Source organism: Streptomyces sp. NPDC002580 (assembly GCF_042889485.1).
Taxonomy (GTDB): Bacteria; Actinomycetota; Actinomycetes; order Streptomycetales; family Streptomycetaceae; genus Streptomyces.
Genome location: NZ_JBIAQZ010000024.1, coordinates 23956 through 38992 on the forward strand (window position 1 = coordinate 23956; position 15037 = coordinate 38992).

Genomic DNA, 15037 nt, shown 5'->3' on the forward strand with positions numbered 1-15037 from the left:
TCGGCTCGCCGACGACCCTCCCGAACTGCGCCCGCCGCTCGCACACCAGCAGGCCCTGCCCCCACGACCATGTCCTGGCCCCGGATCGGCTCGGGCATGCCGCCCGGCGGTGTTCAGCGCCGGTGTGAGACGGCGGGCACACCGGAGCAGGTCGCACCTGGTCGACCAGGTCGTGGACACACGACGTCGGCTCCCGGACGGCTCCACGGAGGCAGCGCGGCTGGAGCCGACCGGTTCTGCTCAGAGGCCGCCTGTGTTGAGCAGCCTGTTGGGGGTGTCGGAGCGAACGCCGCGCACGACACCGCGGGTGGCCGTGCGGTCGAGCCAGACGTGGACCTCGTGAGCCGTGGCATGTGGATGTGCCGACAGGTACAGCGCGATCACGCCGGTCGCATGTGGCGCGGCCCAGGACGTCGCGCCGTCGTTCTCCGTGGTCGTACCGCCGCCGGCGAGGGCCGCGGTCACCTTCTGGCCGGGGGCGTACAGGTCCACGCACCGTCCGTAGCCCGATCCGTAGGAGCCGCCGTCGCTCCACACGCGGTCGTTCGAGGTGGAAGCCGCCACGACGATCGTGCCGGCGACCCCGGCCGGGGAGTGCTTGCAGGCGTCGTCATGGAAGTTGCCGGCCGACACCACCGTCGGGATCCCCGCGTCGACCATCGTCTTCACGGCCGATTCCACCGCCGGCGACCGGTGGGCGAGGTTGAGCGACATGTTCACCACCGCAGGTTTCCGCGCGTGCCGGGTGACCCACTTGACCGACTTCACCACAGCCGCCTCGGCCGCCGCCGAGGAACCGCCGCCCTCGCTCTCGCACAGGACGCCCTGGACCCGTACGAGCTCAGCCTTGGGTGCCACCCCGTATCTGGACCCGCCGATGATGCCCGCGACAAACGTGCCGTGCCCGCTCCCTCCCTCGCTGAAGCAGTCACCGGAGTCCTTCGGGCCCACGAAGTCGGCGCCGAGGCGGGCGCGTCCACCGAACTCCTTGTGGGCGATGTCCATCCCGGTGTCGATCACATAGACGTGAACACCCTTGCCCTTGGCGGTGGCGGTGAACGTCCCATTCAGCGGCCGCGACCGCTGGTCCAGGATGTCCAGGTTCCACGGCACGTGCCGGGTAGTGGGTGATGCCATGGTCTGCGTGCTCCCTGACGACTTCCCCGTAGCGCCGACAGCTGTCGGCGCCGAGCCGGTCGACGCCCCGTCCCCGACGGGCGCCGGGGAGTCACCCTTCCCGTGCACAGGGAGCGTTCCGCCGGTCCCCGCGGCCGCCGTGCCACTCTCCCCGCCGCAGGCCGTGGCCCCGAGAACCGTCACCACGGCCACCACCAGAAGACCGGCCTTCGTCACGTACCGCGTCACGGCGTCCCCCACGTTCGTGCTTCCTACGGAGTCAGCGCACAAGACGACCACAGTGGGCGGCCGGTTCCAGGCGGTGCGGGAGTGCGTCGGTGCGCGCCCTCCCGGCCACGCCGTGACCCGCCGGCCGCGCCGAACAGGGCCTTGTCCGGCACCAAGGCACCAGCGCCGTTGTCTGTGACAGTGTCACAACGCTGTCCGAAGACGGCTCCTTCTCCGTATGAGCAGGCGGAAGCACGTCTCTCATGAGGCAGGATCACCGGAACGTTCCAACTCACGGGGGTTTCCAATGGCTTACGCAGCTCGTTCGCGCCGTACCACCGCCGCACTCGCCGCTCTCTCGCTCGGCGTCCTGGCGCTGACCGCGTGCAACGGCGACGCCGACAACGACACGTCCGCCCCGGGCTCGTCGGCGAGTCCGTCCGTCAAGGCGCCGGGCAAGGGCACCGCCACGCCCTCGCCGACCAGATCCAGTGACGGGAGCGGCGACAGCGGGAGCCCCTCCGACAGCCCCAGCGCCCCGGCGCCGTCGAAGTCCGGGTCCGGGTCCGGATCCGAGGACGGTCAGGACGGTGGTGTGGGCATGTGCGAGACGACCGACCTGAGCTACAAGGTCACTGTCGCCTCCAGGCCCGTCAACCACGCTTTGCTGGCCGCGTCCAACAAGGGCAGCGACCCCTGTCTGCTGTCGGCCAACGAGCTGGTGATCACGATTCCGGGGCTCGACGGCGCCGCCGAGCACATGGGCCCCTCCGGCAAGGACTGGATTCTGGAAGTCGGCGAGAGCGCCTACGCCGGGATCCTGTTCTCCCGCGCCGACACCGCGGGCGGCAAGAGCGCCGACAAGGTGGAGGTCGCGCTCACCCCCTCCGAGAGCCCGACGACCGTGCCGATCAACGACGGCCCCGTCACGGTCAACGACGGCCAGGTCACCAGTTTCTTCGGCACGGCCGAGGACGCGCTCACCTACTGATCACTCCGCCCTGGCCGGACGGCCGCCCCCTCGAGCGCAGGCATCCGCAGGGCTGCACCGTGCCAGGGCAGGCGCCGTGCGGACGATCGGCAGCGGTGCTCCGCCGGCGAAGCTGGCGGAGCAGGAGCCGGACCACAGCCTGTTGGCCCGGTGGTGGCGGCGGACGGGGTCGGGGAACTCCTGGCGCGGTATGCGGGAGCTGACGCCCTTGAGACTGTTGACGAGCCTGGGCAGGGCGGCCTTCCCGCGCAGGACGCTAGAAATTGGAGATGACGTTGGCGAGGATCTCGGCGATGTCGGCTGGGCGGTCCTTGGCGTCGTAGGCGTGTGCGTCGCTCGCTTCCGCGATGTCCTCGAGAACGGTCTTGTCCGCGGTCACTTGCTCGTCGGCACCGTCGCCGTAGGCGATGGTGAACACCCGGACGGGTTTCCGGTGGTCTTTGAGGCTGCTCAGCAGGGTGTCCAGGCCCTTGACGTCCTTGGGTTCGTTGCGGCCGTCGGTGAGGACGACGACCGCGTTGATGGCCGAAGGGTCGTAGTCGGCCCTCAGCCGGCCGACCGCGTCGCCGATGCACTTGTACAGGGCGGTCGCCCCGTCCGGCCTGAGTCCGGCGAAGGCCACCGCGAGGGCCTTACGGCGTGCGGTCCCCTCCCAGTTGCCGCTCATCGGCCCCATCGGAACCTTGTTCTTGACGGTGTCGGAGAACTCCCAGAGGCCGACCTGGTCCCTGTCGGCGAAACCGCCCGGACCGAAGAGCTGGGGCGCGGACTGCTTCAGCAGGTTCATCTTGCTGGGACTGTCCGCACCCGTGACGTGTTGGCCCATCGAGCCGGATGTGTCGATGAGGAGGGAGACGTGCGCCCGCCTGCGAAGCTTCGGCCAGACGTCCAGAAGGGTGCCGAGCGCTGCGGGTTCCGGCAGCGGCAGTCGCTTGATGGGTGGGTTCTGCAGCGCGCCGTGAGCCGGCGTGAGCAGAGGGGTGGGCTGCTCCTCCCAGGTTCGGAAGCCGAGCGGATTGAATTCCTTCTGCGCCTCGGCGGTTCGCAGGTGGGCGGCAAAGGCGTCGGCGACGGCCTTCTTCTCCTGGGACATTCCGTTCAGTTCGATGAAGGGGTGATCGGAGTACAGAATTCCGTCGCTGGGATAGAGGGCGACCAGGCGTGTGTGCGGGAGCGTGGGGCGCTTCTCACAGCCTGCTTCGGTGCTGAACGTGCCGCAGGGATAGCCCATGTTGTAGGCGACAACGGCTTGTTCCTCGACGGTGACGGCGGAGATGTAGTGCAGGGCCGCGTCCGGGTTGGCCGAGGTGGTGGCGTCGTCCGCACGACGCAGGTTCTGCATGAACGTCAGTGTGGTGTCCCCGTAGTGGACAACCGCGCTCTCCGTGTCGCTCACGAGGGATTCGACGGCGTGCGAAGTGACGTCCGAGGCGGTGAGTTTGGCACTCATGCCGTTCGCGACGACGGCTGTGGCCAGGGTCGCGTTGAGGCCCGACGTGGAGTAGCCGGGGTGGGTCTTGCCGAGTTTGAATTCCCCCCACTCGGGTCTTTTGTGGGAGGCCCAGAACGTCTTGGAGTTCTTCGCGGCATCGGCTAGGGTGCGCCAACCGATTTTCCGTTCGGGCCATCCAAGGGATTTGGCCATCGGTTCCGGCATAGCGATCACGAGAGGGCTGGTGACGATCGGCTTCGGATCCTTGTCGGGGAAGAGCTTCCTGGTCGTGGCGTTCGCCTTCTGCTTGGCGAGGAGCAGCCAGATCCTGCCCGCCGGAGACCAGATGTCGGGCCGCGGCCCACCGCCCGCGGGCCAGCCGTCGGCCAGGGCCCGCATGGTGGTGCCGGAGTTCTGGTTGTCCACGGCGATGCGGAAGCAGTGACTCCCGCTCTGGCGGGCCTTGAACTCCTTCGCGGCCTGGTCGAGTTGCCCGTAGAGGTCGGCCGAGGCCGCGAGGTGGATCTCTACGGGGTGCGGTTGTGTGCACGTCGGCAGGGTGTCCACGGTCACCGGCTCCTGCTTCGGCCAGAGCATCGCGGTGACGGCCGAAGCGACCACCACGGTGGCCGTGACGGCAAGAGGCACCCTCCGTCCGCGAGGTGGCGGGGTCGTTGTCACAACGCGTCGAGACGGGGGCGGGGGCGCGGGATTGCGGTTGCGGACCAAGGCGATGCGCTGGCCGCCGTGGAGGGCCATGGCCTGCGGAAGGGGGCACTCCTTCTCGCGGAGCCTCTCGACGAGGTTCAGGAACAGCGTGTCCATCTCGAGCAGGGCCCCGCCGTACGAGACGCCCTCCGTGATGGCACCGATGAGCGCGCCGCTGAACGCCGGGTACCTCTCCCCGTCGGGAGCCCACGACTGCTGGGTCGGACGGGACGACGTCAGGAGATAGGCCCCGGGGATCGCCGCCCGATTAGCCTCGGCGTGGCCATCGCCCAGGTGGGTCGGTCCCATGGCCAGCCCGCTGTAGCAGCAGTCCAGGATCACGACCTTGTGATCGGCCGTGGACTCCGTCTCCACCACGTTGCGTACGTCGTCGTAGTCCAGGGACAGTTCCAACTTGCCGGGACTCGCGGTGGGGAGGGCGAGAACGAGTTTCCCGTGCCGGGAGACCAGTCCATGGCCCGCGAAACAGACCACGAGGGCCTCTTCCGCTTCGGCGGCCGCTTCGCGGACAGCGTCCAGGACCGTCGCGGGGGTGGCCGGGTTGAGCAGGACACGGCAGTGATCCGGTTGGCGCACCCCCCACAGATCCTTGTCGCTCAGCAGAGCGGCGAGGTCGTACGTACTGTTCGCCACCGCGGGCAACGGCTTCAGCTGCGTGTACGCGGACACGCCGACGATGACGACACGCGACTTCGCCGGGTCGGGCTGCCTCATCGATCCCCCTCTCCCGACCGGCCGCTGTCCCCGCTCCGAGCGCCCTCCCTCGTGCCGTCGCCGGCACTGAGGTGTTCGACGATGCGCCGCACGGTTTCCTCGGACGCGTCCGTCACGACGATGGATCCGCCGTCACGGCTGATCGTGATGGACGGCGCCGCGGGCCGCACGTTGCGCCAGGACGCATAAGCCAGCGCGAGACTGGCCGCGGAAAAGCCCTGGCTCAGGACAAGATCGATGACATCGACCGTACCCATGGCGCCCTCGGGCGCGTCCGGAGCCACCAATTTCGGATCGGCGAAGCGTCGCGCATCCGGATCCAGACGCAGCCAATGATGAAACTCCAAGATCGGCACAGGGTCTTCTGACGACACTTCGAGCCGGACCAACAAGATATCCCCCCAGGACAGTTGACGTCGCACCAAGATACGGTCCGCGTCGGCCGCGGACACGAATACGGTCCAAGCGGCCATGAATCCCGCGCCTCCAGGAGAACGGAGATATCGACCGCCCCGCACGGCACGTTTCCATTGCAAGGGGATTCACTCCACAACCCTAAGTAAACGATCGATACCGATCACAAAATTTCCGAGAACTGGCACATTCGGCTCTCATTCACTGTTCTGGCATCGAGTGCGGCACCTCGCGGTTCAATTCACCGCGCTGCCAAGACGATTCCACTCCGCCGGTGACGATTTCTGCGCCGGTGGCCGGATCGGGTATGCTCCCGCGCCCTCCCCAAGCATTTGGGCGCCCTCGCGTTCCGTCGTCGGCACCACAGTCGCCCCCCGGATCGGCCCGCCTGACCCTCGGCCGGCGGAAGGCCGGAGCAGCCCGGCGTGCACCCAGCGGAAGCGAGGTCACGACCGGCACGTGGGCCGTCGAAGCAGTGCCCGGTCGGCACCGCGGTGCGGAGCGGGAGTGGCCGGGCTTGCCGACAGGTGCGCCCGGCACGACACCGGACGCGGACAGAAGGCTCACGGGAGTGATCGCCGAAGTGTGACGACCGTGTCAGGCCTCACACGATTCGGCGGACGGCGCGTACAACCCCGAGGCATGCTGGCGTGTCTTGTAGTCATCAGTTGCTCCCCCGTTTGCCCGTTGTTTCCGGAGGCTCGTCCGTGCGCCGTTCCCTGTCTATCGCTGTCGCCGTGGCCGCCCTCGCGATCGGGCCGGTGTCCGCGGCCGGCCCGGCCGGAGCCGCTCCCGCCGTATCCGGACCCGTCACGGACTTCAACGCCGACGGCTACGCCGACCTCGCGGTCGCGGCGCCCGCCGCGACCGTGGACGGCCGGGACGACGCGGGGTACGTCACCGTCCTGTACGGGTCATCCGCCGGGGTCGACACCGCGCACGCCCGCATCATCAGCAGGGCGTCCGCCGGCGTCCCCGGTGACGTGGTGGACTACGACGCCTTCGGCCGCACGAGCGCCGCCCGCGACTTCGACGGCGACGGCTACACCGATCTCGCCCTCGGGTCCGACAACGGGCCGACGACCGTCCTGTGGGGATCCAAGGCCGGTCTCAAGGACGGCGTCGCCCTCTCGCTGGACCCGCGCAGCGGTCCTCTGGCCGCCGGGGACATCAACGGTGACGGACACGCCGACCTGGTCGTCGGCACCGGTCTGGTGGGCGTGGAGTTCGGCCCCATCAGCCGCACCGGCGAGGCCGCGGCCAGCACGGTCGTCCCCTTCGACGAGGAGGAGGACAGCCGCTACGACTTCATCGTGGGCGATGTGACCGGAGACGGAGCCGACGACATCGTCACCACTCACGGCTTCGAGGACGCGGGGCACCCCACCCGACTCTGGAAAGGCGGCCGCGACAACTCCGTGACGCGCGTTCCCGGATCGTTCACCCCGTCCTCGGAGGGAGTGATCGCCGACTTCGACCGCGACGGCTACGGTGACTTCGCCACCTTCAAGTTCGGTACGAGCCACGAGGAGATCGGCACCCGCCCCGGTACCGTCGAGATCCGCTACGGCTCGCGGTCCGGACTCTCCGCCCGGACGACGACGATCACGCAGAACACGGCCGGGGTTCCCGGCGTCAACGAGGCCGGGGACCAGTTCGGCCGCGCGCTGGCCGCGGGCGACGTCACCGGGGACGGCTACCCGGATCTCGCGGTCGGTGTGCCGGGAGAGGCCATCGGCAGCACCCGGGCCGCGGGCAGCGTCGTCCTGCTGAAGGGCGGACCGAAGGGCCCGACAGGCAACGGAGCACTCGCGTTCTCGCAGTCCACCTCCGGTGTCCCCGGCGCCTCGGAGCGGGACGACTACTTCGGTGACGAGGTCCTGCTCGCCGACGTCAATGCCAACAACCGCGCGGACCTGATCGTCACCGCCCCCTGGGAGGACGCCCCGCAGACCGACTCGGGCGCCGCCTGGGTCCTGCGCGGTTCGAAGAACGGCCCGGTCACGAAGAACATCGCGACGTTCACCCCTTCCACCCTCAAGCTGCCCGGGGACGAAGCCCACTTCGGCTCCAAGCTCGCCCGCTGAAGCGCACGGCCCGGCGATCCGCGCCGAGGCTGTGGGAAGGAAGCGCGGGAAGGAGCGGCCGAGCCGAGCACCAACCTCACCCCTCACCGAGCAGCTCACCGGCGGTCCCCGGGCCGTGAGCTGTCGTGTCGGCAGCTCGGCGCACTGCCACGTTCCGAAGACAGGACACGGCGAGCGCCGCTGCCCGCACCCACGACCGCCGACTTCACGTACGGGCGACACGGGGAACGGGCAGCGGACCCACCGGCCCACGACGCGACGTTCGGCGCCGCGGGCGGCCACGTCGCAGGCCGGCTTCGCCCCCTATGACTCACTTGCCCCACCCTCATCCTCGAGTACACGATCAAGCCACGCTTCCCCCCACCTGAACAGCTCAACAGGACCTAGAGTGTGCGCGTGACCGAGCACAACTCCGAACTCATCGCCGGCCGCTACCAGCTGGTCGAACGCATCGGCCAAGGCGGTATGGGCCGGGTCTGGCGTGGCCTGGACCAGCAACTCTTCGGACGCGAGGTGGCCGTCAAGGAGATCCTCTTCCCGCCGGGGATGGAGGAGAGCGACCGCGCCACGCTGCTCAAGCGCTTCCATGCCGAGGCCCGCGCTGCGGTCATTCTCAGCCACCCCGGGATCATCACGATCCATGACGTCGTGGAGCACGACGGGGCTCCCGTGATCGTCATGGAGTTCGTCCGAGGGCAGTCCCTGGCGTCCGCCATCCACGGGCAGGGCCGTCTGCCCGTGCGGCGGGTGGCGGAGATCGGTGCCGCCGTGCTCGACGCGCTCGCCGAGGCGCACGAGGCGCGGATCGTCCACCGCGACATCAAGCCGGACAACGTGCTCCTGACCAAGGACAGGGTCGTCCTCACCGACTTCGGCATCGCGCACCTCGCCGACGCCACGACCAAGCTGAGCCACAGCGGGATCGTCATCGGCACGCCGCAGTACATGCCCCCGGAGCAGCTGGACGGCAAGCGCCCCACGCCCGCCAACGACCTGTGGTCGCTCGGCGCGACCCTGTACCACGCCGTCGAGGGACAGCCGCCGTTCGAGGCGGACGGGCTCCATGCCCTGGCCGTGGCCGTCTTCACCCGCCCGTACCGGCCGCCGGTCCACGCCGGACCGCTCGCGCCCGTACTCGATGCGCTGCTCACCAAGGATCCGGAGCAGCGGGTGGGCGCCGCCGAGGCGGCCGGGCTGCTGGCTTCGGTACTGCGCTCCCTCCCGGCCCCGGACGACGCGCCCGCCGAACAGGATTCGGGGGCGGAGCCCTCACGCGATCCCGCCCCGGACGCCTCGACGGAGCCGGCCCAGCCCCCGGTGCCCGCCACTCCCCCGGCGCCGCAGGAACCCCATGAGCCCACGGTCCTGGACTCCGAGGCCTCCCCGGCCGATGCCCGGCGCCCCCTCCCGAAGCAGCCGACCGACCCGCCGCGGGTACCCCCGCCCGTCCCCCCGACCGAGGACCTGATCTCGCTGGGGACGACGGCCGCGGTGGAGGCCGACGGGCAGAGGTCGGTCCGGGCCCGCGCCCTCACCCGGCGCTCCGTGGTCCTGGCCACGACACTGGCCACGCTCGCGGCCGGTTCCGTCCTCACCTGGACCTTGTCGGGCAAGGACAGGACAGGTGGCGGCGGAGCCTCCGGCAACGGCGGCGCGGCGTCCGCCGTGACGGTGACGCTCGGGGTGGACGCACCGCTCAGCGGTGGACTGTCCTCGATGGGTCTCGGCATCCGCAACTCCGCCGACCTGGCGGTCAGAACCGCGAACGAGAAGGGGTACGTGCCCGGCGTGAAGTTCGCGCTCAAGACCCTGGACGACGCCTCCGACCCCACCAAGGGCGCGCCCAACGCGACCCGCTTCGTGTCCGACTCTCAGATGCTGGGCGTCGTCGGACCGTTGAACTCCAGCGTGGCGCGGACCATGGCGGAACCCCTGGCCCAGGCGGACCTGGTCAACATCTCACCGGGCAACACCGACCCCGCGCTGACGCTCGGCCCCGACTGGGCCGCGGGCACCAAGTCCCGTCCGCACGGCACGTACTTCCGCACCATCACCACGGACGTGGACCAGGGGCCGTTCGCCGCCCGATACCTCCACAGCGAAGCCGGGAAGAGCAAGCTGTACGTCGTCGACGACAAGAGCGTCTACGGCACCGGTCTCACCGCCACGTTCACGGCCGCGTACGAGAAGCTCGGCGGGACCGTGGTCGGCACGGCGCAGGTCGATCCCGAGCAGGCCGAGTTCTCCGGCCTCGCCGCGAGGATCCGGGCTTCGGGCGCCGACGCCGTGTACTTCGGCGGCTACTACGACACCGCCGGGCCGCTCTCGGCTCAGCTCAAGCGGACCGCGGACGGTATCCCCCTGATGGGCGGCGACGGCATCTTCACCGACGCGTTCCTCACGTCCGGCCCGAAGGCCGACGGCGACCTCGCCGTCAACATCGGCGTACCCGCCGAGGAGCACGTGGGCGGGGCGAACTTCCTCGCCCGTTACCGCAAGGCCGGGTACACGGAGGGGTCCGGCTGGTACGGGCCGTACGCCTATGACGCGACCTGGAGTCTCATCGAAGCCGTGAAGTCCCTGGTGACGGCCAACGGGGGCACCCTCCCCGGGGACGCCCGCGCGAAGATGTCACGAGCCGTGGCGCGGCTCGCCTTCGACGGTGTCACCGGACGCGTCACGTTCGACGAGTACGGCGACACCCGAAATCGACGCCTGACGGTGTACTCGGTGGCCGCCGGCCGCTGGACCGCCGTGACCAGCGGCCCCGTGACTCCTTGACGCCCGCCTGCCGACGTACCGAAATGCCTCCAGCGGAGCGACCACGGCCGTTCCGCTCGGGGCTGTCACTGGTCAGAAGCCCCATGGGCTGAGTTCGACGATCGCCGCGAACAGGTGCCCCCAGACTTCCCCCGCGGGCGTCTCCCCGTCGACCGAGAGCGGTTCGAGTGCGGCGACTTCGGCCAGGAAGTCCCGCTCGCCGAGCTCGCCCGCGTACGGATTCCAGCAGGCTCCCATGAACCGGTACACGGCCTCCATCAGTCGCACGAGAGTCTCGGTGTCCCGGGCGAAGGGGAACGGGTCCCGGCCGTTGCGGACCATCGACACCGCACCGGTCGTGGGGTGGACGAGTACCCGACCGGTGTCGGCGTACGCCAGCTGGAACGTGCCCAGGTGCAACAGACCGTTCTCGTCGGTCTCCAGCCCGTGCGCCTTCCCGTCGTTCCAGGCCAAGGTGAACGTGGCGACTCCCGCGGCGAACCACGTCGGCAGTCCCGCGGTGACGGCCAACTCCCGCGTGGGTCCGTGCGTCAGCGCCACGGGCAGCTGCTCCTGTGTCAGCGACACCATCCCGTCCCTGCCGAAGGCCTCCTCCAACCGGGCGGCGCTCAGAGGGGTTTCGGCTGCCGTCGGCCCGCTGAACCACGGCCCGCCCTCGCCCCAGGAGACGGCTTCGGATCCCGCCGCCCCGTCGGCAGAGGTGCTGTTGCGCTCCAGGACCACGACACCGCGCGACTCGAAGAACATGACGCGGTCTTCTCCGAGCGGTGCCGGCTCCTCCCAGGTCTCGGGCTGGTGGAGGCCGTGGTCGTCGTCCGGGTCGAACAGGACGGGGCCCACGACGGGCGCGTCGTAGGGCCGCTCGGCGAACTCGCCGTCGGCCGGGGCGGGGACCCGTTCGCCGGTGGCCGGATCGAGCCAGCGCTCCGGGGTCAACTGCGACCACAGCTTCAGCAGGAGCCGGCCGTCCGGCGCTTCCTGGACCTCCACGTCGGAGTCGCCGCTCAGGTTCGGCTCGGCCCGGTAGGCGCCGACCGGCCGCCACCAGGCCCAGACGGTTCGCCAGGGCATGCCCGGCTCGGCTTCGGCGACCAGGGCCGCGTAGGCGTCGTGGCCCAGGACCTTCGCTCCGAAGTGCAGCCACGAGGCGAACTCCGCCCGCGGTACCGCGACTCCGTCGAGGATCGTGAGTGCCTGGGCGTAGGCTTCGCGGCCCGCTCCACCGCCCGCGGCGGGCAGGTCCGTGAGAACCGCAGGATCCGCGGCGAGCAGGGCCGCGGGGGAGGCGAACAGCGTCTCAAGATCGTCGCGAGTCATACGGACATGCTGCCAGCCGTCACGGACATCACCGCCTGCGGGGACGTACCGGGCAGGCGGTCGCGGCCCCGGATGCTCAGGAGCCGCGGACGAAAGGGGCGGTGGGGAGCGAGCCGATGAGTTGCTCGACGAAGTGCTGCCAGGACGTCGGCGGGAAGGTGAGGATCGTGCCGGGAGTGCGGTGGGAGTCCCGGATCATCACCTGTGTCTCGAAGCCCGCGTCATATCCACTACGGCGGCCTGTACTTCACCGAGTACGTCTACCGCCGGCCACGCACACCGGAGGAGGCCAGGGACGTCCTCTGTGCCATCGAGGCAGACCCTATGAATGGCTGCGCCTCGGACAAAGACCAGCTGCGACAACGGAGTTGGTCCGGGAGCAGTGACGGGACAGCCCCTGATGTGCCTTGACCAGCGAGTTCGTTTGGCTGAGAGTGGCCCTATTGATCGACTGGGGTGGGAAGTATGACGCGCGACGAGTACGCCGACCGCTGCGAGGAGCTCTTCGCGGTGGGCGGGTTCACGCAGGTTCGGAAGCTGGCCGAGGCCGGTCTGGAGGAACTCGGGCACGACCCCGTGCTCTACCGATGGCTCGGTTTGGCACACGCGGCGGAGGACGAGGACGACCACGACACCGAGGCGGAGAAGGCCTACGAGGCCGGGCTCGCAGAGAGTCCCGAGGACCTCGGACTGCTCGTCTCCTACCTGGAGTTGTGCCTTCGGGCCGACGCGTGGACCTACCCCGGACGCAGCGGCCGGGCGGTCATGCTCAAGGAGCGGATCGCCGTCCTGGCTCCGGCGGGGTCGCCTGAGGCGGCACGGGTGGAGGACGCGCTCGGCTGGGCCGGGCGAGGCTACTGGCAGGACATGCGGGAGCGGACGGCCACCGTTCGCGCCGATCGAGCGGCCCTCGCGTCCCACAGCGCCGACGTCGCGGAAGCACTGGAGCGAGGCAGCCAGTCGCCCGCCCATCCTGAGGACCTGCGGGCCGCCGAGGTGGCAGCCGCACTGGAGTTGCTGGCCGGTCCTTGGCGAGCCCCGATGCGACTCCTGGTCCGTCATCGGGTAGCCGCCTACGTCGCCACGTTCACGCTGGCCCTCGTCACCAACAAGGCGCTGGTGCTGAGCGGCACGGTTTCCTACAGCGTGTGGGGCTGGCTCTGGTACGTACCCCTCCTGCTGGTCGACGGAAAGCTCAAGACGGCCCGGAAACTGGCCCGACAGCGGGTGATCGCCTCGATGGAGGCCCGGCACGCCGACACCGCCGCCTCCACGGGCTAGTACTGCCATGAACTGCTGGCCAGGTCGGTCGTTGGTGCGCTTGTGGGGGGATCTTGCCTCCTGCGGCAAAGGGCTGTCCCGTAATCGATCTACGGAACGTGCGCTGACGTGTTCGTCATGGGGGCGCGGACGGGATTGTGCAGGCCGGTGATGCCGAGGACTCAGTTCTGGTTCACTGGCCAGACCGCCGCCGGATCGCAGTGGGCCGGGCACGCCAGCAGGTAGACCTCGTTGCCAAGAAACAGCCCGTAGGTGTCGGCCCCAACGCTGTAGGACTGCTCTGGTTGGCCAGGATGGACCGCAAATTCCATGCCTTCCGGAACCTGGCAGAGGTATTCCAGATCGGCGCCGCACACGCACTTGTAGTACTCGGGATCCTGCGCCCAGGAGGGCGTGCCGCCCACCTTGAACGTCTGGGCTCCGCGCCCGCGTGGGTTGGGGATGTCCACGAAGGGCTGAAGCGTCAGCGGCAGTGCGCATACGGACGGTTCGGGCTCCACAGTTGGAAGCACCGCGTGCTGCTGGAGCAGGACACGCCAGAACGGACGCGGGTAGGGCAGTTGCGGAGCGTCCCAATACTCGGGCACGAGCCGGCCATCAGCAATCTCGGGTTCGGACGCGTCATTGTGCGCATGGCAGTGGAAGACCAGTAGATGGTCTCCGCCAAAAGGCCCCAGGTCCAGGGGCACGTCGAGCTGGAAGAACAGGGCCATCTGCTCCCCGCAGAAACACGAGGGCCACTGCTGCGTGTCGTCGAGGAAGGGCCAGCCGCCAACAGAGTTCCGCGTCGGTCGGTCCAGCGGATCGGACCCGACCTCGACCGCGTGAGCAGGCAGCGCCGCCCGAATCTTCCCCACATCTCGTCCGACCATCCGCTCACCCTAAGGGCTGCCCTGTGACTGCTGATCGTGGGTGGGAAGGTCTGGCTATGACTGGTGTGATCACGGCGTCCGAACCATCCTGGATATACCCATTCACCGGGTTGAGCCATCGCCAGTTTGGGAAGCTGCCGACCGTGCTCCGATGCCAGGACGCTGCAGTGGTGCGACGGGGCCGACCGTGGGGACTCCCCTTGGAGGACCGTCTCCTGCTCGTTGCGGCCTACTGGCGCACGAACTTGACACTGCGCCAACTCGCCCCGCTGTTCGGAACCTCGAAGCCGGCAGCCGACCGCATCATCGGTCAGATCGGTCCGCTTCTCGCGCTGAAACCCAGGCGACGCTTCGCGAAAGACACCGTGCTCATCGTCGACGGCACCCTTGTCCCGACCCGTGACCATGAGATTGCCGAGCAGTCGAAGAACTACCGATACTCCACCAACCACCAAGTTGTCATCGACGCCGACAGCCGCCTGGTCATCGTGGTCGGTCGGCCGCTTCCCGGCAACCGCAACGACTGCAAGGCATGGGAAGAGTCCGGAGCCAAAAGCGCCGTCGGCGCCACTATGACGATCGCTGACGGCGGATATCCAGGCACCGGGCTCGTCATGCCCCACCGCCGCCGCGCAGGCGAGGAACTGCCCGGCTGGAGAGAAGCACACAACAAGTCTCACAAACAGGTCTGCGCCCGCGTGGAGCACGTCTTTGCCCGCATGAAGACCTGGAAGATCCTCCGTGACTGTCGCCTCAAAGGCGACGGTGTCCACCACGCCATGCTCGGCATCGCCCGTCTCTACAACCTCACTCTCGCCGGGTAGGCGAGCAATCATTCTCGCGACCGACCCACGTCTGCATCGAATCGAAGATCGATTACGGGACAGCCCTAAGGGAGCTCATGGCCGACGGATCTGCGACCGGGCCCGCGTCGCAGTCCCCTTCTGGCATTAGAAGAGGGAACGGGGCGTAAAAAAATGGACCCTAAACGCAGAAAACCCCCGTACCGGATTCCCGGTACGGGGGTTTTCTTCAAAATTTGTTCGGCGGCGTCCTACTCTCCCACAGGGTCCCC

The 15037-nt window shown here is 69.1% G+C and carries 11 protein-coding genes; 5 read left to right on the forward strand and 6 right to left on the reverse strand.

Annotated features, from left to right (window positions below; genetic code table 11):
• Window positions 1-240: 240 nt before the first annotated feature.
• A complete protein-coding gene (locus tag ACFYW7_RS38085; RefSeq protein WP_389511124.1) occupies window positions 241-1137 on the reverse strand; it encodes a S8 family peptidase in 897 nt (298 codons plus the stop codon).
• Between the two features lie 514 nt (window positions 1138-1651).
• Between ACFYW7_RS38085 and ACFYW7_RS38090 the strand changes: the two genes are divergently transcribed.
• Window positions 1652-2335 (forward strand): DUF4232 domain-containing protein, encoded by a 684-nt coding sequence (locus tag ACFYW7_RS38090; protein WP_389511126.1) that lies wholly within the window; start codon window positions 1652-1654, stop codon window positions 2333-2335.
• Window positions 2336-2591: 256 nt separating this feature from the next.
• Here the strand turns inward: ACFYW7_RS38090 and ACFYW7_RS38095 are convergent, their stop codons facing one another.
• Window positions 2592-5210 (reverse strand): substrate-binding domain-containing protein, encoded by a 2619-nt coding sequence (locus ACFYW7_RS38095; protein WP_389511128.1) that lies wholly within the window; start codon window positions 5208-5210, stop codon window positions 2592-2594.
• Window positions 5207-5683, reverse strand: a complete 477-nt coding sequence (locus tag ACFYW7_RS38100) for a hypothetical protein (protein WP_389511130.1) — start codon at window positions 5681-5683, stop codon at window positions 5207-5209. The genes ACFYW7_RS38095 and ACFYW7_RS38100 overlap by 4 nt, the downstream gene beginning before the upstream one ends.
• 648 nt (window positions 5684-6331) lie before the next feature.
• Here ACFYW7_RS38100 and ACFYW7_RS38105 point away from each other — a divergent pair.
• Both ACFYW7_RS38105 and ACFYW7_RS38110 read left to right on the forward strand, forming a co-directional pair.
• Window positions 6332-7711: an FG-GAP and VCBS repeat-containing protein gene (locus ACFYW7_RS38105; RefSeq protein ID WP_389511133.1), complete on the forward strand. Its 1380-nt coding sequence runs from the start codon at window positions 6332-6334 to the stop codon at window positions 7709-7711.
• A 396-nt stretch (window positions 7712-8107) separates the two neighbouring features.
• Window positions 8108-10492: a bifunctional serine/threonine-protein kinase/ABC transporter substrate-binding protein gene (locus tag ACFYW7_RS38110; RefSeq protein WP_389511135.1), complete on the forward strand. Its 2385-nt coding sequence runs from the start codon at window positions 8108-8110 to the stop codon at window positions 10490-10492.
• Between the two features lie 72 nt (window positions 10493-10564).
• Here the strand turns inward: ACFYW7_RS38110 and ACFYW7_RS38115 are convergent, their stop codons facing one another.
• Together ACFYW7_RS38115 and ACFYW7_RS38120 are read right to left on the reverse strand one after the other, a co-directional pair.
• The gene (locus ACFYW7_RS38115) at window positions 10565-11809 is read right to left on the reverse strand and encodes an SUKH-4 family immunity protein (RefSeq protein ID WP_389511137.1); all 1245 of its coding nucleotides are present in this window, start codon (window positions 11807-11809) and stop codon (window positions 10565-10567) included.
• Between the two features lie 76 nt (window positions 11810-11885).
• On the reverse strand, window positions 11886-12008 hold the full coding sequence (locus ACFYW7_RS38120) for a DUF397 domain-containing protein (RefSeq protein WP_389511139.1): 123 nt from the start codon (window positions 12006-12008) through the stop codon (window positions 11886-11888).
• 266 nt (window positions 12009-12274) lie between these two features.
• On the opposite strand from ACFYW7_RS38120, the gene ACFYW7_RS38125 reads away from it, so the two are divergent.
• Window positions 12275-13090, forward strand: a complete 816-nt coding sequence (locus ACFYW7_RS38125) for a hypothetical protein (RefSeq protein ID WP_389511141.1) — start codon at window positions 12275-12277, stop codon at window positions 13088-13090.
• 161 nt (window positions 13091-13251) lie between these two features.
• Here the strand turns inward: ACFYW7_RS38125 and ACFYW7_RS38130 are convergent, their stop codons facing one another.
• On the reverse strand, window positions 13252-13962 hold the full coding sequence (locus ACFYW7_RS38130) for a hypothetical protein (RefSeq protein WP_389511143.1): 711 nt from the start codon (window positions 13960-13962) through the stop codon (window positions 13252-13254).
• 56 nt (window positions 13963-14018) lie between these two features.
• On the opposite strand from ACFYW7_RS38130, the gene ACFYW7_RS38135 reads away from it, so the two are divergent.
• Window positions 14019-14786, forward strand: coding sequence for a transposase (locus ACFYW7_RS38135; protein WP_389511145.1), 768 nt, complete (start codon window positions 14019-14021; stop codon window positions 14784-14786).
• Window positions 14787-15037: the final 251 nt, after the last annotated feature.